Origin of the sequence: Allobosea sp. 67-29 (genome assembly GCF_001898115.1) — a bacterium.
Taxonomy (GTDB): domain Bacteria; phylum Pseudomonadota; class Alphaproteobacteria; order Rhizobiales; family Beijerinckiaceae; genus Allobosea.
In genome coordinates this window covers 3,345-24,186 of sequence record NZ_MKSQ01000004.1, presented here as the reverse complement: position 1 = coordinate 24,186, position 20,842 = coordinate 3,345, and the positions used below count along the sequence as shown (strand labels likewise).

Below are 20,842 nucleotides of genomic sequence, written 5' to 3'. Positions count from 1 at the left end.
CGATCCGCGCGAGCATGTCCTCGCGGTCGGTATCGGTGAGCGGGAGATAGCGCATGGGGTGATTCCGTTTCGGAGTGTCATCCCGTGCGCGCTGCGGCATGAAATGCCGTTGCGCAGACACGGGATCGTGCGACGAGCAGGCGCTTCTTTCGGAAGACGGTCCCGCATCTGCGCAGCGGCACCAAGTGCCGCAGCGCGTGCGGGATGACGCCTCGTCAGAGCGTCTTGACGTAGTTCTGGTACTCGGCCTCGTTCATCAGGGCGTCGAGCTCGCCGGCGTCCTTGATCCTGATCTTGAGGAACCAGCCCTTGCCGGCCGGGTCCTCGTTGACGGTGCCGGGCGCGGCCTCGAGCTCGCCATTGACCTCGACGACCTCGCCGGAAACCGGGGCATAGACCTCGGACGCAGCCTTGACGCTCTCGACCACAGCGGCCTCGCCGCCCTTGGCCAAAGCCTTGCCGATCTCGGGCAGCTCGACGAAGACGACGTCGCCGAGCTGGCCCTGCGCGTAATCGGAAATGCCGACGGTGCCGGTGTCACCCTCGATGCGGATATATTCGTGGTCCTTAGTGTAGCGGGTCTCGGCCATGGTTTCCTCCTGGCTTCAGATGTCCGGAAAAGGGATCAGCGCTTGTAGCCGTTCGGCACGAAGGGCATCGTCGCCACGACGGCCGGCAGCGGCTTGCCGCGCACGATCAGGTTGAGCTGCGTGCCTGGCGCGGAATGGGCCTTGGCGACATAGCCCATGGCGCAGGGGCCGTTGAGCGTCGGGCCGAAGCCGCCCGAGGTCACGACGCCGATCACCTCACCCTCGGGCGTCGCGATCTCGGTGCCTTCGCGGGCCGGAGCACGGCCTTCCGGCTTCAGGCCGACGCGAATGCGCGAGACGCCCTCGGCAAGCTCGCGCTGAATGCGCGCGGCGCCGGGGAAACCGCCCTCCTCGCGGCGGCGCTTCTGGATCGACCAGTTGAGCGCGGCCTCGATCGGCGAGGTCGTGGTGTCGATGTCATGGCCGTAGAGGCACAGGCCGGCTTCGAGGCGCAGCGAATCGCGGGCGCCCAACCCGATCGGCTTGACGGTGCCGTCGAGCAGCAGCGTGTCCCAGATCTCGCCGATCTTGTTGGCGGCGGCGGAAATCTCGTAGCCGTCCTCCCCGGTATAGCCGGAGCGGCTGACATTCGCCTTGATGCCCGCGACCTTCATGGTGCGCGAGCTCATGAAGCCCATCTCGGCGGCTTCGGGGGCGATTTTCGCGAGTGCCGCCTCGGCGCCCGGCCCCTGCAGCGCGATCAGGCCGCGATGCCCGGCCTTGACCAGCTTCACATTGGCCGGCAGGCGCGCCTCGATATGGGCGTAGTCGGCATCCTTGCAGGCGGCGTTGACGACGAGATAGAGGGCGCCGTCCTCGTCGGGATCGATCGAGCGGGTGATCATCAGGTCGTCGAGGATGCCGCCCTCCTCGTTGAGGAGCTGCGAATAGCGCTGCTTGCCGGGGGCGAGATTGACGATATCGGCGGGGATCAGCGCTTCGAGCGCCCTGGCCGTGGTCTCATGATCGGGGCCGATCAGGAAGCACTGGCCCATGTGCGAGACGTCGAAGAGACCGGCCTTCTCGCGTGTCCAGTTATGCTCGGTGAGGATGCCCGACGGATATTGAACCGGCATGTCGTAGCCGGCGAAGGGCACCATGCGGGCGCCGAGCGCGACATGGCGCGCATGCAGCGGGGTCTTCAGCGGCGCGGCGGCGCCGGTGGTCTCGTGGGTGGCTTCTGCGGCTTCGGCAGCCATGGCGGCCCCTTCCAGAATCGAGCGCGAGCGCCGGACGGATGTCCGGAGCGCGCCCCCTCTGTCTCGGGACCTGAGAGATTTCCCCGCCGACCGCGAAGCCGGACGAGTTACACCCGTCGGTGGGCAGGATCGCTCCCGCCGCTTTCCAGAGCGCCAAATCCCCAAGCGGTCCTTTTGCCTGAGCGTTTCCGGGGCGGTTGCGCCTTCGGCGCCGGCCCTGACGGATCAGGCCCGGTCTCTCCCGCGGGGATATGCGGCTTCGGGCACAGATACAGAAGGCGCCGGCCCAGTCAATCGGGACGACGCCTTCATTCAAGGCAAAGCTGCCTGCGGATGCAGCTTCGGCGATCAGGCCGAAGCCGCCCGGGCGGATTCCGATGCGCTAGCGCCGGCGATGACGCGCCGGAGCCGCGGCCGCGCCATGGCCCAGGCTGACGAAGATCTCGACGTCGCCCTGGCCCGCCGGCACGGTGATACCGTCCTCGACATAGGCGAAATCGGCACCGCTCTGCCCGCCGGGAATCGTCGCGCCGACGCGTCCGGCGCGGCGCGCCACGACGCTGTTGCCGCGCGTCACGACCGTGGTCAGCGTGGCGCCATAGCTGCCGGGGCTGCCGGCCGGGCCGAGCAGCACGCGCCCCTCGACGCCGACCTTGAGGCGGAAGCCCTGCCCCTTGCCGAGCGAGGTGCATTCGCGCGCGACGTTGGCGATCGAGATCTGATAGCGCAGGCCGCTCGAATCCTCGCCCGCCTGCGCGCGGATCGCCGCGCCGCCATCGGCGACTGTGACTTCGGGGCAAACCTCCGTCACCTCGTCTTCGTCCTTCGGCAGCTGGTCCGGCACCGGCGGCGTCGTCGACTGGAACATCAGCACGTTGAGCGCCTTGCTGCCCGGCGAGGACGAGGACGGGGTTCCGCAGCCGGCAAGGCCAAGGCAAAGCAGCGGCAGGGCGAGCCAGCGGCTCGCGTTCACAGTCTGGTCGATCACGGCAACGCCTCCACGCCCGGGCCGAAGCCGTTGAGCGAGACGGGCACGCCCACCCCCTCTTCCGGCGTCTGGAATACGATGAATGTCGCGCTCTTGCCGCTCTTGAGCTGGTTCAGGAGCGTGTCGTCCATGACGACCTCGGCGACGCAGCCCGTGGTCAGGCAGCGGACAAAGCCCGCCCGGCCGATATCCTTGTCGTCGATCTTGAGCCCGAGGCCGGACGGCAGCAGCACGCCCAGCGGCGCGACGACGCGCAGCAGCCGGCTCTTCTGGTCGGCGGTCTTCAGCACGATGACGAGCAGCGTGAGATTCGGGCGATCCTCGGCGGCCACGTTCTGGACCAGCGCGCACTGTTCGGTCTTGGCGCCCGGCGGCACCTCGCAGCGCATCTGCCAGTCGCCATGTGTGGAACGCACGGTCCCCTGCGCGAAAGCGGAGCCGGCAGCGAGCCCCGCCGCCATGAGCGCCAGCGCCAGCGCGCCGAACGCCCCCAGGATCCTCTTCATCCCTGCCATCCTCCAAACCGAGTCTTGCGTCACGAACCCCAGCAGGAGCGCAGAATTCGGGCGAAAGCCCGGCCGCACCACGGAATCCCGCCGCCATCAACACGAAATGCGTTCCGACCATGCAGGCTCCGCCCTGTCAAGGCGGGCCGCGCCTTCGTGCCGCACTTCAAACCCGGCTTCGCGTGATTATGCCGCACGCGGCCGAACGCTCTCGGCATTGCCCCTCTGGCGCAAGCGTGATCTTTGATTTATCGCAATCCCGAAGAACAGGGCGGCCTCGCGGTCGCCCCTTCGTGCGTGGACCCGAGCTCCGGCTCCCATGCAGGTCGATTGAGGAGCTATGTCGGACCGATGCGATTTCTGAGCAGGACCCTTGCAACCGCCACCGCCGCAGCCATCGCTGCCGTCGCGCTGGCGACCGTCCCGGCCCTCGCCGGCACCGGCATGCCCACCCCCTGGCAGATGAACCTGCAGGGCGCGGCGACGCCGGTCTCGGACTATATCCACTGGTTCCATGACTGGCTGAACATCATCATCTTCGCCGTCACGCTCTTCGTGCTGGCGCTGCTGATCTACGTGATCTTCCGCTTCAACGAGAAGGCCAACCCGGTCCCGTCCAAGACGACCCACAATGCGCTGCTCGAAGTGTGCTGGACCGTCGTCCCGGTCCTGATCCTCGTCGTGATCGCGATCCCCTCCTTCCGCCTGCTCAAGCTGCAGCTCGAAGTGCCGAAGTCCGACCTGACGCTGAAGGTCACCGGCAATCAGTGGCGCTGGTCCTACAGCTATCCCCAGGAAGCCGGAGGCTTCGGCTTCGACTCGATCATGCTGAACGAGCAGCAGCGCGCCGAGGCGATCGCCTCCCACAAGATCGCCGCCGCCGAGGCCCCGCGCCTGCTGGCCGTCGACAACGAGGCCGTCGTGCCGGTCGGCAAGATCGTGCGCGTGCAGGTGACGAGCTCGGACGTCATCCACAAGTTCACGGTGCCGTCCTTCGGCATCAAGATCGACGCCATTCCGGGTCGGCTGAACGAGACCTGGTTCCAGGCCGAGCGCGAGGGCATCTATTACGGCCAGTGCTCCTTCATCTGCGGCCAGGACCACGCCTTCATGCCGATCGCCATCCGCGTCGTCAGCCCGGAGCGCTATGCCGCCTGGCTGAACGAGGCGAAGCAGAAATTCGCCAGCGCCGAGGATGCGGGCAACAAGCTCGCCGCCGCGACACGCTGACCTGAACTTTGCCGGCGCCGCCGCAGCGGATGGGCGCCGGACCTGAACTGACTGACTGTCGCGAACAGACTTCGCACGAGGAGACCAAGACGATGGCAACAGCGGCTCAGCACGCTCACGGCCACGGACACGAGGAGGCCCACCACGACCATCCCACCGGATGGCGGCGCTGGCTTTTGTCCACCAACCACAAGGACATCGGGACGCTCTACCTGATCTTCTCGATCATCGCGGGCCTGGTCGGCGGCTTCCTGTCGATCATGATGCGCATCGAGCTGATGTATCCGGGCGTGCAGATCTTCTCGAACGGCCAGACCTACAACGTGTTCGTGACCGGCCACGGGCTGATCATGATCTTCTTCATGGTCATGCCGGCGGTGATCGGCGGCTTCGGCAACTGGTTCGTGCCGCTGATGATCGGCGCGCCGGACATGGCCTTCCCGCGCATGAACAACATCTCGTTCTGGCTGACGGTCGCCGGCTTCGTGCTGCTGATCATCTCGCTGTTCGTTCCCGGCGCGCCGGGCGTCAACGGCGTCGGCACCGGCTGGACGATCTACCCGCCCTTCTCGACCGCCGGCCATCCCGGACCGTCGGTGGATTTCGGCATCCTGTCGCTGCACCTGGCCGGCGCCGCCTCGATCCTGGGCGCGATCAATTTCATCACCACGATCCTGAACATGCGCGCGCCGGGCATGACCATGCACAAGATGCCGCTGTTCGCCTGGGGCGTGCTGGTCACCGCCTTCCTGCTGCTGCTGGCTCTGCCGGTGCTGGCGGGCGCCATCACCATGCTGCTGACGGACCGCAACTTCGGCACCACCTTCTATGATCCGTCGGGCGGCGGGGACCCGATCCTCTACCAGCACCTGTTCTGGTTCTTCGGCCACCCCGAAGTCTACATCATGATCCTGCCGGCCTTCGGCATCATCAGCCACATCATCTCGACCTTCTCGAAGAAGCCGATCTTCGGCTATCTCGGCATGGCCTACGCCATGGTCGCCATCGGCGTCGTCGGCTTCATCGTGTGGGCGCACCACATGTACACCGCCGGCCTCTCGCTCAACACGCAGCGCTACTTCGTGTTCGCGACGATGGTCATCGCGGTGCCGACCGGCATCAAGATCTTCTCCTGGATCGCGACGATGTGGGGCGGCTCGATCCGCTTCACCGCGCCGATGGTCTGGGCGATCGGCTTCATCTTCCTGTTCACCGTCGGCGGTGTCACCGGCGTCGTGCTGGCCAATGCCGGCGTCGACCGCTCGCTGCACGCGACCTATTACGTCGTGGCGCATTTCCACTACGTGCTGTCGCTGGGCGCCGTGTTCGGCATCTTCGCCGGCTTCTACTACTGGTTCCCGAAGATGACCGGCTACATCATGCCGGACTGGATCGGCCGCTTGCACTTCTGGATCGCGTTCATCGGTGCGAACCTGCTGTTCTTCCCGCAGCACTTCCTCGGGCTGGCCGGCATGCCGCGTCACTATGTGGACTATCCGGACGCCTTCGCGGGCTGGCACTTCTGGTCGTCGATCGGGTCCTACATCTTCGCGGCGGGCCTCCTCGTCTGGCTCTACGGCATCGTCGTCGCCTTCAGCCGCAAGGAACTCGCCGGCAACAATCCGTGGGGCGAAGGCGCAACGACGCTGGAGTGGACGCTCTCCTCGCCGCCGCCCTTCCACCAGTTCGAGACTCTGCCGCGCATCACCGGCTCGGATCACTGAGACGACAGGCGGCGGGCCGTCCCGGCCCGCCGCCGCCCTTCTCCCGAGCGCTTCGATTGAAGCGTTCCGGCGACGGGCGGCTGCAAAGCCCGCATTTGAGACCCTGCGCCGCAGGCGGCGCCGTTCCAAAGAGTACGAAGACACCCGACTGATGTCCGCTGCGTTCGAAACCCGTTCCGAAGCCGCCATGACCGCCTCCACGGGCGAGGCGCGCGACTTCTTCGCGCTGCTGAAGCCGCGGGTGATGTCGCTCGTCGTGGTGACCGCGCTGACCGGCATGGCCACGGCTCCCGGCACGGTGCACCCGGTGCTGGCCGCCGCCGCGCTGCTCGCGATCGCCGTCGGGGCCGGCGCCTCGGGCTGCCTGAACATGTGGTACGACGCCGATATCGACGCGCTGATGAGCCGTACGGCCAAGCGCCCGATCCCCTCGGGCCGGATCCTGCCTTCCGAAGCGCTCGCCTTCGGCCTGACGCTCTCGGTCGGCTCGGTGCTGGTGCTCGGCCTCGTCGCCAACGCGCTGGCGGCGGCTATGCTCGCCTTCACCATCTTCTTCTACGCGGTCGTCTACTCGATGTGGCTGAAGCGCTGGACGCCGCAGAACATCGTCATCGGCGGCGCCGCGGGCGCCTTTCCGCCGATGATCGGCGAGGCGGTCGTCACCGGCCATTTCGGCTGGCATTCGCTGGTGCTGTTCGCCATCATCTTCCTCTGGACGCCGCCACATTTCTGGGCCCTGGCGCTGGTCAAGTCGGGCGACTACGCCCGCGCCGGCATTCCGATGATGCCAAACGTCGCAGGCCCCGCGGCCACCCGCCGCCAGATCGTGCTCTATTCGCTGATCATGGCGCCGGTCGCCGTGCTGCCGGCCCTGATGGGCTTCGGCGGCGCGCTCTATCTCGCCGTCTCGGTCACCACCGGGCTTGCCATGATCGGGCTCTCGCTCCGGGTCTGGCGGCGCAGCGAGGGCCAACCGGCCGTCAAGGCGGCGTATTCGCTGTTCGGCTTTTCGATCCTCTACCTGTTCCTGCTCTTCGCGGTGCTGCTCGTCGAGAACGGCCTCGGCCTGATGTGGGCCCTGCCGGTGGTGATCGGATGAGCGAGCACGGCAACAGACCCCAGGGCCCCGCTCCGTTCTCGCCGGAGGATATGGCGCGCCGCCGCCGCCGTTCCGTGGCGCTTGCTCTCGTGCTGGGAGGGCTGGTGATCTTCTTCTTCGTGGTCACGCTGGTTAAGACCGGCCCGGCCATCATGAACCGGCCGCTGTGATGACGAAGCTCTCCGAAACCCGCACCGCGACGAAGCCGGCCCGCACCGCGCTGATCTGCGTCGGCGTGGCCTTCGGCATGCTCGGCCTCTCCTTCGCGGCGGTTCCGCTCTACAACATGTTCTGCAAGGTCACCGGCTTCGCCGGCACGCCGCGGGTCGGCACCGCGGCAACCGGGAAGGTGCTCGACCGCTTCATCTCGATCCGCTTCGACGCCAATGTCGCGCCCGGGCTGGGCTGGAAGTTCGAGCCCGAGAGTCCGCAGGTCGATGCCCAGGTCGGCGTCACGCAGACCGTGTTCTACAAGGTGACGAATCACTCCGACCGGACGGTGACGGGCATCGCCACCTACAACATCACGCCGGAGCAGAGCGCCGCCTATTTCGTCAAGATCCAGTGCTTCTGCTTCACCGAGCACACTTTGAAACCGGGCGAGAGCTTCGAGGCGCCGGTGGTGTTCTACATCGACCCCGAGATCGCCGATAATCGCGAGCTCGACAGCATCAAGGCGATCACGCTGTCCTACACCTACTTCGCTTCCAAGGCGGGGCAGCCGGTCGCCGAGGACCGGGCCGGCACCACCAAGGGTGACGCGAAGAATCCGAAACTGTAAAAGCGCTTTCATACGAAGCGCCGACAAGAAGACGTACGCGGAGACCGAATACGATGGCCGGGGCCCATACGAAGCACCACGACTACCACCTCGTCGACCCGAGCCCGTGGCCGCTGGTCGGCGCGACCAGCGCGACGATCATGGCGATCGGCGCGGTGATGTGGATGAAGGCGCTGCCGATCGGCGGCATGCATATCGGCCCCCTGGTGTTCGGGGTCGGTCTGCTGGGCGTGCTCTACACGATGCTGTCCTGGTGGATGGACGTCATCCGCGAGGCGGAGCGCGAGGGCCATCACACCCGCGTCGTGCAGCTCCATCACCGCTACGGCATGATCATGTTCATCGCCTCCGAGGTGATGTTCTTCGTCGCCTGGTTCTGGGCCTATTTCGACGCCAGCCTGTTCTCATACGAGAAGATCAACTATCTGCGGTACGAGTTCACCGGCGGGCACTGGCCGCCGAAGGGCATCGAGACCTTCGATCCCTGGCACCTGCCGCTGCTCAACACGCTGATCCTGCTGACCTCCGGCACCACCGTGACCTGGGCGCACTATGCGCTGATCAACAACGACCGCACCGGGCTGAAGCAGGGCCTGTGGCTCACCGTGATCCTCGGCCTGCTGTTCACGCTCTGCCAGGCCTATGAGTATTCACACGCCGCCTTCGCCTTCAGCGGCAACATCTACGGCGCGACCTTCTTCATGGCGACCGGCTTCCACGGCGCGCATGTGATCATCGGGACGATCTTCCTGGCGGTCTGCCTCTACCGCGCCTATCTCGGGCACTTCACGCCGAAACAGCATCTCGGCTTCGAGTTCGCGGCCTGGTACTGGCATTTCGTCGACGTGGTCTGGCTGTTCCTGTTCGCCGCAATCTATGTCTGGGGCGCCGGCGCCCATACCGCAGCCGGTCACTGACCGGCGGCCTCGCGCGCCCACGGTCGCGCTGACGAAAGGCGGCCGCGAGGCCGCCTTTTCCGTTGAGGAGGCTCATATGGCTGACCCGCACCCCGTCCTTCCCTCGCCCTACAAGACGGGGCTCGCCGGACGCTGCCCGCGCTGCGGCGAAGGCGCGCTGTTCGACGGCTTCCTGAAACTGAAGCCGCGCTGCAGCGCCTGCGGGCTCGACTACAAATTCGCCGATTCGGCCGATGGCCCTGCGGTCTTCATCATGCTGATCGCCGGCTTCGTCGTGCTCGGCGCGGCCCTTTACGTCGAGATCGCCTACGAGCCGCCGATCTGGCTCCACCTCGTCATCTGGCTGCCGCTCGCCGTCATCCTATGCCTGGCGCTGCTGCGGCCCATGAAGGGCCTCGCGGTCGCGCTGCAATACGCCAACAAGGCCGAGGAAGGCAGGCGAGAGACGTGACCGCGCCATCCTCCGCGAGACAACCCGCCCTGCTCGTGCCGGCGCTCCTGACGCTTGTGGGGACGGTCGTGCTCTGCGGCCTCGGCGTCTGGCAGCTCGAGCGGATGCAGGAGAAGCACGCCTATATCACCCGGCTGGAAGCGCAGGCCGCCGCCGCTCCCGCGCCGATGCCCGCGAGCGCGGACTGGCCGAAGCTCGATGCGGGCGCCCTCGACCTGACCCACGTCGTCGCCAAGGGCAGCTACATCGACGACCACGTCGCCGGCGTGCGCACCACGATTGCGGCGGGGCCTCCGGGAACGCGCCAGCTTTCCGGCTTCGGGCGCTGGATCTTCCAGGGCTTCCGGCTGGAGGATGGCGGCGTCATCCTGGTCAATCGCGGCTTCGTTCCCGAAAGCAAGCTCGGCCAGATCCGCCCTGCCTCCGGCCCGGACAGCGTGGCCGGCTTCCTGCGGGCTCCCGAGGGCCGCAACGCCTTCACGCCCGAGGATCTGCCGGCGATCCACGAATTCTACACGCGCGATCCCGCCGCCATCGCGGCGTCGCTCGGGTTGCCGCCGGCCCCCTTCTATCTGGAGGCCGAGCGCGAAGGCGACGGGCTGACGCCGCCCGCGGGCGTGGACGTGCGCGAGCTGATCGCGCGCATCCCCGACAATCACCTGCAATACGCCCTGACCTGGTTCGGCCTGGCGTTGACGCTGATCGGCGTGTTCGTCGCCTTCGTGCGGCAGTCGCGCAGGCCCACGCCCGCAGCCTGACCATTCCGCTTTTGCCGAAATCCGCGGACGGGCCTATAGCATCAAGCGGGATGCCGAGAGCCGGTTTCCCCAGGCGCAAGACCACCGAGGCGAAAAGACCGTGCTGCATGTCTCCACCCGGGGCGAAGCCCCGGCGCTCAGCTTTTCCGATGCATTGCTGGCCGGGCTCGCCCGCGATGGCGGCCTCTACCTGCCGCAGAGCTGGCCCGCGCTCGACACTGCCGAGATCGCCGGTTTTTCCGGCAAGCCCTATACGGCGGTCGCCCAGCGCATCCTCGGCGCGCTCAGCGACGGCGACGTCGAAACGCAGGCGCTCGGCCGGATGATCGACGCCGCCTACGCGACGTTCCGCCATCCTGCGGTCTGCCCGCTCACGCAGATCGGCGACAACCTCTTCGTGCTGGAGCTGTTCCACGGCCCGACGCTCGCCTTCAAGGACGTGGCGATGCAGTTGCTCGGCCGGCTTATGGACCACGTGCTCGGCCAGCGCGGCCAGCGCGCCACCATCGTCGGCGCCACCTCCGGCGACACTGGCGGGGCGGCCATCGACGCCTTCAAGGGCCTGAAGAGCGTCGACGTCTTCATTCTCTATCCGCAGGGCCGGGTCTCCGAGGTGCAGCGCCGGCAGATGACCACGGTCGATGCCGACAACGTCCACGCCATCGCGGTCGAGGGCACTTTCGACGACTGCCAGAACCTGGTGAAGGCGATGTTCAACCATCACGCCTTCCGCGACGAGATCGGACTTTCCGGCGTCAACTCGATCAACTGGGCCCGCATCGCGGCGCAGGTGGTCTACTACTTCACCGCGGCGGTTTCGCTCGGCGGGCCGGGCCGCAAGGTTTCCTTCGCAGTGCCGACCGGCAATTTCGGCGATATCCTCGCCGGCTGGGTGGCCAAACGGATGGGCCTGCCGGTCGAGCGGCTGGCCATTGCGACCAACAGCAACGACATCCTGACCCGCACGCTGCAGAGCGGCGTCTACGAAATGCGCGGCGTGCAGGCGACGACGTCGCCCTCGATGGACATCCAGATCTCCTCGAACTTCGAACGCCTGCTGTTCGAGGCGCATGGACGCGACGGCGCCGCCGTCCGCCGGCTGATGCAGTCGCTGCAGCAGTCGGGCCGCTTCGAGATCGGCCCCGATGCCCTCGCCCGCATCCGTAGCGAATTCGACGCAGCCGCCCTCAGCGAGCCCGAGATCGCGGCCGAGATGCGCGAGACCTGGACCGAGAGCGGCTACCTCGCCGATCCGCACACCGCCATCGGCATCGGAGCGGCCCGGCAGATGCTGGCCCGCGATCCGGCGACGCCGATGATCGTGCTCGGCACGGCGCATCCGGCGAAGTTCCCGGCGGCCGTGAAGGCAGCCTGCGGCGTCGAGCCGGCGCTGCCCGCCCATCTCGCCGATCTGATGGAGCGCAAGGAGCGGGTCACCGCGCTGCCGAACGACCTCGCCGCCATCGAGCAATTTGTGCGCGGGCATGCCCGGGCGGTGCGGGGAGCGGCGGCGTGAGCGTCGCCAGGACCGCCGAAGCCGCCACGCCCGACGCGAGCCGCGGCGCCCATGATCCCGATGTCGGCCTGACCACGCTGCCTTCGGGCCTGCGCGTCGTGTCCCAGCGGATGGATCATGCCGCGACGGTCTCGCTCGGCATCTGGATCGGCGCCGGGGCGCGCGACGAGCTGCCCCACGAGCACGGGCTCGCGCACCTGCTGGAGCACATGGCCTTCAAGGGCACGGCAAGGCGCAGCGCGCTGCAGATCGCGGAAGAGATCGAGAGCGTCGGCGGCGATCTCAATGCCGCGACGTCCGTCGAATATACCTGCTACACCGCCCGGGTGCTCGGTGCCGATCTCGACCTCGCGGTCGACATCCTCGCCGATATCGTCACCTCCCCGGCGCTGACCGACGAGGAGCTGAAGCGCGAGAAGGGCGTGATCCTGCAGGAGATCTCGGCGGTCCAGGACACGCCGGACGATCTCGTCTACGACCGTTTCCTGCAGGCCGCCTTCCCCGACCAGCCGATCGGCCGGCCGATCCTCGGCACGGCGAAGACGGTGAAGGGTTTCACCCCGGAGGCGATCCGCGCCTATCTCGCGCGCAACTACCACGCCGGCAACATGGTCCTGGCTGCCTCTGGCGCCGTCGATCACGCACAGCTGGTCGCATTGGCCGAACAGCATCTCTCCGGGCTGCCGGCACGGCCGGCGGCGCCGCTCGTCCGGGACCCCGGCGAATACCGCGGCGGCGAAGCCCGGATCGGCAGCGACGAGGAGCAGGTGCATCTGGTTCTCGGCCTGCCCGGCCTGCCCTTCGACAAGGGCGCGCACTATCCGCTGCAGATCTTCGCCTCCGTGCTCGGCGGCGGGCTGTCTTCGCGGCTGTTCCAGGAGGTGCGCGAGCAGCGCGGCCTCGCCTATGCGATCGACGCCTTCCACTGGCCCTTCTCGGATTGCGGCGTCTTCGGCATCGGCGCCGGCACCGCGCCCGAAGATGCCAACGAGCTGATCGAGGTCGCGCTCGGCTGCCTGCGCCAGGCAGCCGAAGACGTGACCGAGGTCGAGGTTGCCCGCGCCCGGGCGCAGATGAAGGTCGGGCTGCTCGCCTCGCTGGAAAGCCCCGGCGGCAAGCTCGAGCAGATGGCCCGGCAGGTCCTGCTCTTCGGCCGGGCGATCCCGCGCGAGGAGCTGGCCGCGCGGCTGGACGCCGTGACGCTCGAGGACGTGCGCGCGGCGGGACGATCGTTGCTGGGCCATCAGCCGACAATCGCGGCGATCGGCCCCATCCAGGGCCTGCCGCCGGCCAAGCGGCTGCGCCAGGCGGCCCGGGCAGCGGATTGACCGGCGATGGCGCTCTTCCGCTTCCCCAGCGAGCCGCAGAGCCGCCCGTTGATCCGGACCCCGAACCTCTACCTGCGCGCTCCCTCCGTCGATGACTATTCGGCCTGGGCGGTGCTGCGCATGGAGAGCCGCGCCTTCCTGACACCGTGGGAGCCGAGCTGGAGCGAGGACGACCTGACGCGCAACGCCTTCCGGCTGCGGACCAAGCGCGCTGCTCGGGAAATCTCCACCGACGAGGCCTATTCGCTGTTCGTCTTCGACAGCCAGACGGAAGCCCTGCTCGGCGGGCTCACGCTGGGGCTGATCCGGCGCGGCGTCGCGCAAGCCTGCACGCTCGGGTACTGGATGGGCCAGCGCCATGCCCGCAAGGGGCACATGACCGAGGCCGTGCGCGGGGCACTGCGCTTCGCCTTCTCGGAACTGGCGCTGCACCGCGTCGAGGCCGCCTGCCTGCCCAACAACGAGCCCTCGCGCCGCTTGCTGGAACGCGTCGGCTTCGTTCACGAGGGTCTGGCGCGGGCCTATCTCAAGATCAACGGCGTCTGGGCCGATCACCTGCTCTACGCCGCCCTCTCGACCGATCGCCTGCCGGGCCCAACGACGTGACCGTCACGGTGGACGGCAGCCCTGCTTTGCCTTGCCCTCGCCACGAGCGGCCGATAGGACTTCCACGTCACTGTCGAACGACCTTATCCCGCCTGATAGCCGAGCGCAGCTTGTCCATTTCCGAGCGAATTCTCCGAATCGGCCTCGCCGTCGTCGGCCTGGTCCTATGGTTCGGCTTCGCGGGTATCGAGCCGGCCCATGCCGTCGATGCAGTCCGGGTTCCGATCGACGCACCCGTGATCGACCTGACCAATATCGTCGAGCGCAACAAGTCCGACGGCGACGTCATCCAGATTTCAACCGCGCCGGGCCAGGACGGCATCGTGCGGCGCATTGCGGTCAAGGCGCGCGAGGCCGGCGCACGGCCGGACTGGATCGTCTTCGCGCTGACGAATGATTCCGACGAGCAGATCGACAGGTTGCTGGTCGCGCCCTTCCACCGGCTGATCGGCTCGGGCGTGATCTGGCCCGATCTCGGCGACAAGCGCATCGAGGCGGTGACCGCGAGCCAGGGCCTCTCGCCAGACCGCGAGGCCAGCCCCGACGCCGACGTCTTCCTGATCACGCTCGACCCCGGCACGACGGTCACCTTCGTGGCCGAGCTGAAATCGCCCAACCTGCCGCAGCTCTATCTCTACGAGACCGAAGCCTACCGGCAGAAGACCAACGGGCTGACGCTCTACAAGGGCATCATCATCGGAATCGCCGGCCTGCTGGCGCTGTTCCTCACCATCATCTTCGTGGTCAAGGGCGCGGTGATCTTCCCCGCCGCGGCGGCGCTAGCCTGGGCGGTTCTGGCCTATGCCGGCCTCGATTTCGGCTTCTTCCAGCGGCTGTTCCCGCTCACGCCGGCGATCGAGCGGATCTACCGGGCCGGCGCGGAAGTGGTGCTGGCGGCGACGCTGCTGGTCTTCCTCTTCGCCTATCTCAACCTGCAGCGCTGGCATGTGCGCTATGGCCACGTCACCGCGGTCTGGATCCTCGGCCTCGCCGGGCTGGTCGGCCTCGCCGTCTTCGACGCACCGATGGCGGCCGGCATCGCGCGCATCTCGATCGCGGCCGTGGCGGCCGTCGGCTTCGTGCTCGTCGTGCATCTGGCGACGCATGGCTATGAGCGGGCGGTGATGCTGATCCCGACCTGGTTCCTGCTCGCCGTCTGGGTCACGGCCGCCGGCTTCACCGTGACGGGTCAGTTCCAGCGGGATCTGGTCGCGCCCGCCCTGCTGGGCGGACTCGTGCTGATCGTGCTGCTGATCGGCTTCACCGTGATCCAGCATGCCTTCGCCGGCGGCGCGATCTCGCAAGGGCTCGTCTCCGATACAGAACGGCGCGCGCTCGCCCTCTCCGGCTCGGGCGACCTCGTGTTCGACTGGGACGTGAGCGCCGACAAGATCTTCGTCTCGCCGCAGATCGAGGCCCTGCTCGGCCTGCCGAAGGGGGCGTTGGAGGGCTCGGCCGCGCGCTGGCTGGAGCATATGCACGTCGCGGACCGGGACCGCTACCGCGTCACGCTCGATGCGATGCTCGAACAACGGCGCGGCAAGCTCAACCTCGATGTGCGCCTGCGCGCCGCCAATGGCGCCTATCACTGGCTCAACATCAAGGCCCGGCCGGTCATCGGCTCCGATGGCGAGGTCATCCGCGTCATCGGCACGCTCGCCGACGTCACCGACCAGCGTACCGCCCAGGAACGCATGCTGCACGATGCCGTGCACGACAACCTGACCGGCCTGCCCAATCGCAAGCTGTTCCAGGACCGGCTCGGCGCGATCTTCGGTTTCACCCGCGCCGACGACAACATCCGCCCGACCGTGCTCGTGATCGATGTCGACCGCTTCAAGCAGGTCAATGAATCGGTCGGCTTCTCGGCCGGGGATTCGATCCTGCTGACGCTGGCGCGCCGGCTCGGCCGGCTGCTGCGGGCGCAGGATACGCTGGCCCGAATCGGCGGCGACACCTTCGCGATGATCCTGGTCTCGGAGCGCGACCCCGAGCGCATCCTGGCGCTGGCGGAGCTGGTGCGCAGGGCCGTCTCGACGCCGGTCACCTTCGCCGAGCGCGAGATCGTGCTGACGCCCTCGATCGGGCTCGCGCTGTTCGATCCATCGCCCGTCGCCCGCAAGGACGACGCGCTGAAGAATGCCGAGCTCGCCATGGCCCACGCCAAGCGGCAGGGCGGCAACCGCATCGAGGTCTTCGTCCCGGCGATGCGCACCGACCGCAACGACCGGCTGGCGCTGGAGAGCGACCTGCGCAAGGCGATCGAGCGCAATGAAATCCAGGTGATGTACCAGCCGATCGTCCGGCTCGAGGACCGTACCATCGCCGGTTTCGAGGCGCTGGTGCGCTGGGATCATCCGCGCGAGGGCCGGCTGATGCCGCAGGATTTCCTCGCCATCGCCGAGGAGACCGGATTGATCGTCGACCTCGGCATCTACGTGATGGACAAGACCGCGCGCGAGCTCGAAGCTTGGCAGGCGGCTCTCGAGGTCGAGCCGCCGATCTTCGCCAGCGTCAACGTCTCGAGCCGCCAGCTCCTGCGCCACGACCTGCTGCACGACGTCAAGACCGTGCTCGGGCGCCGGCGCGTGCTGCCGGGCACGCTCAAGCTCGAGATCACCGAGAGCCTCGTCATGGAAAACCCGGAATATGCGGCGCAGATGCTGCAGCGCATCCGCGACCTCGGCGCCGGCCTCTCGCTCGACGATTTCGGGACGGGCTATTCCTCGCTGTCCTATCTGCAGCGCTTCCCCTTCGACACCATCAAGATCGACCAGAGCTTCGTGCGCCAGATGGGCAATGGCCGTCCGCCGGTGATCCTGCGCTCGATCGTGCAGCTTGCATCCGACCTGAACATGGATGTCGTCGCAGAGGGCGCCGAGAGCGAGTCCGATGCGATCGATCTCTATCAGCTCGGCTGCCAATATGCGCAGGGCTACATCTTCGGCCAGCCGATGACGGCGGCGGAGGCCCGCCGCCTGATGGGCGCGACCGCCGCGGCGACCGAAGCAGCCTAGCATTCTTCCCTCGGAGAGAAGATCTCAGGCGTGCCCGGCATCCCGCGACAGGAAGGCCGGATCGATCCCGATCTTGTTCAGCGCACGCTGGTATTTCGTTTCGACGCTCTCGTCGAACAGCAGCGCCGGATCGGCCTCGCAATGCAGCCAGCCATTCGACTGGATCTCGGCCTCGAGCTGTCCTGCCGCCCAGCCGGCATAGCCCAGGGCGAGCACCGCGTTTTCCGGCCCGGTGCCGCCGGCGATGGCACGCAGAATGTCGAGCGTCGCCGTCAGGCAGATGCCGTCGTCGATCGGCAGCGTCGCCGATTCCAGGAAGAAATCGGCGGTATGCAGCACGAAGCCGCGCTTGGTCTCGACGGGGCCTCCGCGCAGAACCTGCATCTTCTCGGCGCGGCTCGGCAGGCGGATCAGCTCCTCGGACGGGATCACGTCGAGCTGCACCAGCAGATCCGGAAACTTGGTGTCGGCCGCCGGCTTGTTGACGATGATGCCCATCGCCCCGTCTTCGGAATGAGCGCAGACATAGACGACGCTGCGGCTGAAGCGCGTATCGGCCATGCCGGGCATCGCGATCAGGCATTGCCCGTCGAGATAGCTGCGGCTGCCGAGCTTCGATTCTGAGCCGATCTTCATGCCCGCATGCTAGATCACTTTGCGCCGGACGGGAAACCGGGACCCGCACAAAAAGCCGGCTCCGCGATTGTGCCTCATTCCTGGGCAATATCCCGGACGAAGGCGGAGCGGGCTCGTGCTCCGTCGCATTCGCGTGAGGGGCGGAGGTTTTGTTCGCTTTTCGACATGGCAATGGATAAGGCAGGGCGGTGAAACGAATTCTGTCCCTGCTGGCCATAAGCCCTCTCGCCTTCGGCAGCCTCGCCCATGCCCAGGAAGCCGCGAACGAGGCCGCGATGTCGCCATGGTCGGTCGCGGAACATGCGCGGCTCAGGCTGATCGCGGGGCCGACCACGCCGACCGGCAAGCAACGCGTCGGCGTCGAGATCGCGATGTCGCCGGGCTACAAGACCTACTGGCGCAGCCCCGGACAGTTCGGCGTGCCTCCCGCCTTCGACTGGACCGGCTCGACGAATATCGGCGGGCTCGATGTGCGCTGGCCGGTGCCGGAGCGCTTCCAGGATTCGGCCGGCTACTCGATCGGCTATGTCGGCGAGGTGGTGATCCCGGTCTCCGTGCAGCCGGTCGATCCGACGCGGCCGGTCATGGTGACGCTGAAGCTCGACTATGCGGTCTGCGAGAAGATCTGCATTCCCGTCAAGGGCGAGGCCAGCCTGTGGCTGGAGCCGGGCGTGACCACGGTGACCTCGGCGAGGCTCGAGAGCTACGAGGCGCGCATTCCGCTGCCGGTGAAGCCGGGGCCCCACGCGGCGAAGCTGTCCGTCCTCGACGCCCGGCTGGACGACGGCGTCGTCGATCCCGGCCTCAAGCTGACGCTGCAGGCGCCGCCGGACGGCAAGATCGAGGATATCTTCGTCGAGGGGCCGGGCATGTGGTCCTTCGGGAGACCGCATCTGACGACGCAGCCCGACGGCCTGGTCACGGCGCAGATCCGTATCAACGAGCGTCCGAAGGGCACCTCGGGGCCGGTCCCGCTGATCTTCACGGTGCGCGGCACGCCCAAGCCCGTCGAGACCCGGCTCGAACTCGACATCCCCGCCGGCAAGCCGTAAGTCCTCTGGCCGGGCGGCCCGTGTGCCGCAGGCTTCATGGAGAACAGGCTCATGACCATCAAGGTGGGTGACAAGCTTCCGCAGGCGACGTTCCGGGTCATGACCGCCGACGGCCCGGCCGCCAAGACGACCGACGAGCTGTTCAAGGGCAAGAAGGTCGTGCTTTTCGCCGTGCCCGGCGCCTTCACCCCGACCTGCCATCGCAACCATCTGCCCGGCTATGTCGGCAAGGCCGCCGAGATCAAGGCCAAGGGCGTCGATGCGATCATGGTGACATCGACCAACGACGTCTTCGTGATGGATGCCTGGTCGAAGGCCACCGGCGGCGCCGGCGTGATCGAGTTCCTCGCTGACGGCAACGCCGATTTCGCCAAGGCGATCGGCCTGTCGATGGACGGCTCGGGCTTCGGCCTCGGCACCCGCTCGCAGCGCTACTCGATGCTGGTCGAGGACGGCGTGGTGAAGGCGCTCAATGTCGAGGAAGCCGCCGGCAAGGCCGAGGCCTCCGGCGCCGAGGCGATGCTCGGCCAGCTCTGAGCCCGAATCCAGCCGACCCGAAGCCCGCGCGCGGTCCGCGCGGGCTTTTCGTTGCCGGCTCACGCATGGCAGGTGATCCTTTCCATCGCGGCTTGTCATGAGACAAGGCGGTTCCCGGCCGCTAGCTTCTGCGGCCGGAGGAACCAGCCGATGCCCGAGATCACCATCCGCCCGCTGACCGCAGCAGACCGCGCCGCCTGGACGCCGCTTTGGCACGGCTACCTGACCTTCTACAAGGCGACGCTCCCGGCGGAGCTCGACGACGTCACCTTCGGGCGGCTGACGAGCGGGCAGGAGCCGATGGGCGGCTTCATCGCCTTCCAGGGCGACAAGGCGCTGGGCTTGACCAACTGGGTGATCCACCGGACGACCTGGAGCGAGCGGAACATCTGCTACCTGCAGGACCTGTTCACCGTGCCGGAAGCGCGCGGCACCGGCATCGGGCGCAAGCTGATCGAGGCGGTGAACCGGATGGCGCGCGAAAAGAACTGCTTCCGCGTCTATTGGCAGACGCACGAGACCAACCTGCAGGGACAGGCGCTCTACGACAAGGTCGCCGACAAGTCGGGCTTCATCGTCTACCGGCAACCGCTCGGCTGACGCGGCGCGCTCGGCGCGCCGGCGCCCGACCGGGCTGCAGGCTCGCAGGCTGGCGTTTGCATCGGCGCAATCCCACGGGTGCGCCGGGCACCTATATGAGGGAGGACGATTTTCCAAGGCCCCTCCACGGGCGGCCGCCGGAAGCCTCCTCACGAACGCGGCCGGACCGCGACCAGCCACAGGCGCGCCATGAAGAAGATCGGCTTCCTCTCGTTCGGGCACTGGACGCCCTCCCCGCAATCCGGCACGCGCTCGGCCGGCGACACGCTGCTGCAGTCGATCGAGCTCGCGGTCGCCGCCGAGGAGCTCGGTGCCGACGGCGCCTATTTCCGGGTGCACCACTTCGCCCGCCAGCTCGCCTCGCCCTTCCCGCTGCTGGCCGCCGCCGGCGCCAAAACCAGCCGCATCGAGCTCGGCACGGCCGTGATCGACATGCGCTACGAGAACCCGCTCTACATGGCCGAGGATGCCGGCGCCGCCGACCTCATCTCCGGCGGCCGGCTGCAGCTCGGCATCAGCCGCGGCTCGCCCGAGCAGGTGATCGACGGCTTCCGCTATTTCGGCTACCAGCCGGCGGAAGGCCAGAGCGACGCCGATATGGGGCGCCGCCATGCCGAGGTCTTTCTCGACGTGCTGCGCGGCGAGGGTTTCGCCGAGCCCAATCCGCGCCCGATGTTTCCGAACCCGCCCGGCCTGCTCAGGCTCGAGCCGCATTCCGAGGGGCTGCGCGAACGCATCTGGTGGGGCGCCGGCTCGAACGCCACCGCCATCTGGGCGGCCAAGCTCGGCATGAACCTGCAGAGCTCGACCCTGAAGGACGACGAGACCGGCGAACCCTTCCACATCCAGCAGGCCAAGCAGATCCGCGCCTATCGCGAGGCCTGGAAGGAGGCCGGCCACGCCCGCGAGCCGCGCGTCTCGGTGAGCCGCAGCATCTTCGCGCTGGTCGACGATCGCGACCGCGCCTATTTCGGCCGGGGAAACCAGAGCGACGACTCCATCGGCTTCATCGACGAGAGCACCCGCGCGATCTTCGGACGCAGCTATGCGGCCGAGCCGGACCGGCTCATCGAGGAGCTGCGCCAGGACGAGGCGATCGCCGAGGCAGACACGCTGCTGCTGACGGTGCCGAACCAGCTCGGCGTCGCCTACAACGCCCATGTGATCGAGGCGATCCTGACGCATGTCGCGCCAGGGCTGGGCTGGCGCTGAGGCGAGGCACCGTAGCCCGCTCGAGCGCCTTCGCCCGCCCGCGCCGGGGCGCGTTCGGCTGTCATGAGGGGCAGCGGAGCGCCGCGAGGCGCGAG

20 protein-coding genes and 1 riboswitch are annotated in these 20,842 nt (G+C 67.7%); of the genes, 15 read left to right on the top strand and 5 right to left on the bottom strand.

The annotated features are described in order from the left end of the window. Nucleotides 1-215: 215 nt before the first annotated feature. From gcvH to BGO20_RS00515, 4 genes are all read right to left on the bottom strand, one after another. Nucleotides 216-590 (bottom strand): glycine cleavage system protein GcvH, encoded by a 375-nt coding sequence (gcvH, locus tag BGO20_RS00530; protein WP_291661675.1) that lies wholly within the window; start codon nt 588-590, stop codon nt 216-218. Nucleotides 591-625: 35 nt separating this feature from the next. Next, a complete protein-coding gene (gene gcvT / locus BGO20_RS00525) occupies nt 626-1,789 on the bottom strand; it encodes a glycine cleavage system aminomethyltransferase GcvT (protein WP_291661676.1) in 1,164 nt (387 codons plus the stop codon). A gap of 156 nt (nt 1,790-1,945) precedes the next feature. Then, a riboswitch (glycine riboswitch) is annotated at nt 1,946-2,043 on the bottom strand. Nucleotides 2,044-2,171: 128 nt separating this feature from the next. After that, entirely contained in the window at nt 2,172-2,777 is a 606-nt protein-coding gene (locus tag BGO20_RS00520; protein WP_291661678.1) for a hypothetical protein, read from the bottom strand. Continuing rightward, the gene (locus tag BGO20_RS00515; protein ID WP_291661680.1) at nt 2,774-3,283 is read right to left on the bottom strand and encodes an invasion associated locus B family protein; all 510 of its coding nucleotides are present in this window, start codon (nt 3,281-3,283) and stop codon (nt 2,774-2,776) included. The genes BGO20_RS00520 and BGO20_RS00515 overlap by 4 nt, the downstream gene beginning before the upstream one ends. A gap of 351 nt (nt 3,284-3,634) precedes the next feature. Here BGO20_RS00515 and coxB point away from each other — a divergent pair, with 351 nt between their 5' ends. The 11 genes from coxB (at nt 3,635) to BGO20_RS00460 (ending at nt 16,710) form a co-directional block, all read left to right on the top strand. Further along, nucleotides 3,635-4,513, top strand: coding sequence for a cytochrome c oxidase subunit II (coxB, locus tag BGO20_RS00510; RefSeq protein ID WP_440141486.1), 879 nt, complete (start codon nt 3,635-3,637; stop codon nt 4,511-4,513). A gap of 92 nt (nt 4,514-4,605) precedes the next feature. Beyond that, the gene (gene ctaD, locus BGO20_RS00505; RefSeq protein ID WP_291661682.1) at nt 4,606-6,237 is read left to right on the top strand and encodes a cytochrome c oxidase subunit I; all 1,632 of its coding nucleotides are present in this window, start codon (nt 4,606-4,608) and stop codon (nt 6,235-6,237) included. 151 nt (nt 6,238-6,388) lie between these two features. Further along, entirely contained in the window at nt 6,389-7,336 is a 948-nt protein-coding gene (locus BGO20_RS00500; protein WP_291661683.1) for a heme o synthase, read from the top strand. Between the two features lie 169 nt (nt 7,337-7,505). Beyond that, a complete protein-coding gene (locus BGO20_RS00495) occupies nt 7,506-8,117 on the top strand; it encodes a cytochrome c oxidase assembly protein (protein WP_291661684.1) in 612 nt (203 codons plus the stop codon). A gap of 53 nt (nt 8,118-8,170) precedes the next feature. After that, complete coding sequence (locus BGO20_RS00490) at nt 8,171-9,034, top strand: cytochrome c oxidase subunit 3 (RefSeq protein WP_291661686.1); 864 nt, start codon at nt 8,171-8,173, stop codon at nt 9,032-9,034. A 76-nt stretch (nt 9,035-9,110) separates the two neighbouring features. After that, the gene (locus tag BGO20_RS00485) at nt 9,111-9,485 is read left to right on the top strand and encodes a DUF983 domain-containing protein (protein ID WP_291661687.1); all 375 of its coding nucleotides are present in this window, start codon (nt 9,111-9,113) and stop codon (nt 9,483-9,485) included. After that, entirely contained in the window at nt 9,482-10,243 is a 762-nt protein-coding gene (locus BGO20_RS00480) for an SURF1 family protein (RefSeq protein WP_291661688.1), read from the top strand. The genes BGO20_RS00485 and BGO20_RS00480 overlap by 4 nt, the downstream gene beginning before the upstream one ends. Before the next feature lie 100 nt (nt 10,244-10,343). Then, nucleotides 10,344-11,759: a threonine synthase gene (gene thrC / locus BGO20_RS00475; protein ID WP_291661690.1), complete on the top strand. Its 1,416-nt coding sequence runs from the start codon at nt 10,344-10,346 to the stop codon at nt 11,757-11,759. Next, nucleotides 11,756-13,087: a M16 family metallopeptidase gene (locus tag BGO20_RS00470; protein ID WP_291661692.1), complete on the top strand. Its 1,332-nt coding sequence runs from the start codon at nt 11,756-11,758 to the stop codon at nt 13,085-13,087. The genes thrC and BGO20_RS00470 overlap by 4 nt, the downstream gene beginning before the upstream one ends. Nucleotides 13,088-13,093: 6 nt before the next feature. Next, nucleotides 13,094-13,693 (top strand): GNAT family N-acetyltransferase, encoded by a 600-nt coding sequence (locus BGO20_RS00465; protein ID WP_291661694.1) that lies wholly within the window; start codon nt 13,094-13,096, stop codon nt 13,691-13,693. A gap of 116 nt (nt 13,694-13,809) precedes the next feature. Beyond that, nucleotides 13,810-16,710, top strand: a complete 2,901-nt coding sequence (locus BGO20_RS00460; RefSeq protein WP_440144147.1) for an EAL domain-containing protein — start codon at nt 13,810-13,812, stop codon at nt 16,708-16,710. 24 nt (nt 16,711-16,734) lie between these two features. On the opposite strand, the gene BGO20_RS00455 is transcribed toward BGO20_RS00460, so the two are convergent. Then, the gene (locus BGO20_RS00455; RefSeq protein ID WP_291661695.1) at nt 16,735-17,346 is read right to left on the bottom strand and encodes a YqgE/AlgH family protein; all 612 of its coding nucleotides are present in this window, start codon (nt 17,344-17,346) and stop codon (nt 16,735-16,737) included. A gap of 188 nt (nt 17,347-17,534) precedes the next feature. Between BGO20_RS00455 and BGO20_RS00450 the strand changes: the two genes are divergently transcribed. From BGO20_RS00450 to BGO20_RS00435, 4 genes are all read left to right on the top strand, one after another. Continuing rightward, on the top strand, nt 17,535-18,398 hold the full coding sequence (locus BGO20_RS00450) for a protein-disulfide reductase DsbD domain-containing protein (protein ID WP_291661696.1): 864 nt from the start codon (nt 17,535-17,537) through the stop codon (nt 18,396-18,398). Nucleotides 18,399-18,449: 51 nt separating this feature from the next. After that, nucleotides 18,450-18,935: a peroxiredoxin gene (locus BGO20_RS00445; RefSeq protein ID WP_291661697.1), complete on the top strand. Its 486-nt coding sequence runs from the start codon at nt 18,450-18,452 to the stop codon at nt 18,933-18,935. Between the two features lie 150 nt (nt 18,936-19,085). After that, nucleotides 19,086-19,535, top strand: a complete 450-nt coding sequence (locus BGO20_RS00440) for a GNAT family N-acetyltransferase (RefSeq protein WP_291661698.1) — start codon at nt 19,086-19,088, stop codon at nt 19,533-19,535. A gap of 189 nt (nt 19,536-19,724) precedes the next feature. Continuing rightward, entirely contained in the window at nt 19,725-20,747 is a 1,023-nt protein-coding gene (locus BGO20_RS00435; protein ID WP_291661699.1) for an LLM class flavin-dependent oxidoreductase, read from the top strand. Nucleotides 20,748-20,842: the final 95 nt, after the last annotated feature.

Bases quoted from the DNA above. Each gene is read 5' to 3' on its own strand.
- gcvH (WP_291661675.1), bottom strand. From the start codon at position 590: ATGGCCGAGACCCGCTACACTAAGGACCACGAATATATCCGCATCGAG.
- gcvT (WP_291661676.1), bottom strand. From the start codon at position 1,789: ATGGCTGCCGAAGCCGCAGAAGCCACCCACGAGACCACCGGCGCCGCC.
- BGO20_RS00515 (WP_291661680.1), bottom strand. From the start codon at position 3,283: ATGAAGAGGATCCTGGGGGCGTTCGGCGCGCTGGCGCTGGCGCTCATG.
- coxB (WP_440141486.1), top strand. From the start codon at position 3,635: ATGCGATTTCTGAGCAGGACCCTTGCAACCGCCACCGCCGCAGCCATC.
- ctaD (WP_291661682.1), top strand. From the start codon at position 4,606: ATGGCAACAGCGGCTCAGCACGCTCACGGCCACGGACACGAGGAGGCC.
- BGO20_RS00500 (WP_291661683.1), top strand. From the start codon at position 6,389: ATGTCCGCTGCGTTCGAAACCCGTTCCGAAGCCGCCATGACCGCCTCC.
- BGO20_RS00495 (WP_291661684.1), top strand. From the start codon at position 7,506: ATGACGAAGCTCTCCGAAACCCGCACCGCGACGAAGCCGGCCCGCACC.
- BGO20_RS00490 (WP_291661686.1), top strand. From the start codon at position 8,171: ATGGCCGGGGCCCATACGAAGCACCACGACTACCACCTCGTCGACCCG.
- BGO20_RS00485 (WP_291661687.1), top strand. From the start codon at position 9,111: ATGGCTGACCCGCACCCCGTCCTTCCCTCGCCCTACAAGACGGGGCTC.
- BGO20_RS00465 (WP_291661694.1), top strand. From the start codon at position 13,094: ATGGCGCTCTTCCGCTTCCCCAGCGAGCCGCAGAGCCGCCCGTTGATC.
- BGO20_RS00455 (WP_291661695.1), bottom strand. From the start codon at position 17,346: ATGAAGATCGGCTCAGAATCGAAGCTCGGCAGCCGCAGCTATCTCGAC.
- BGO20_RS00445 (WP_291661697.1), top strand. From the start codon at position 18,450: ATGACCATCAAGGTGGGTGACAAGCTTCCGCAGGCGACGTTCCGGGTC.
- BGO20_RS00440 (WP_291661698.1), top strand. From the start codon at position 19,086: ATGCCCGAGATCACCATCCGCCCGCTGACCGCAGCAGACCGCGCCGCC.
- BGO20_RS00435 (WP_291661699.1), top strand. From the start codon at position 19,725: ATGAAGAAGATCGGCTTCCTCTCGTTCGGGCACTGGACGCCCTCCCCG.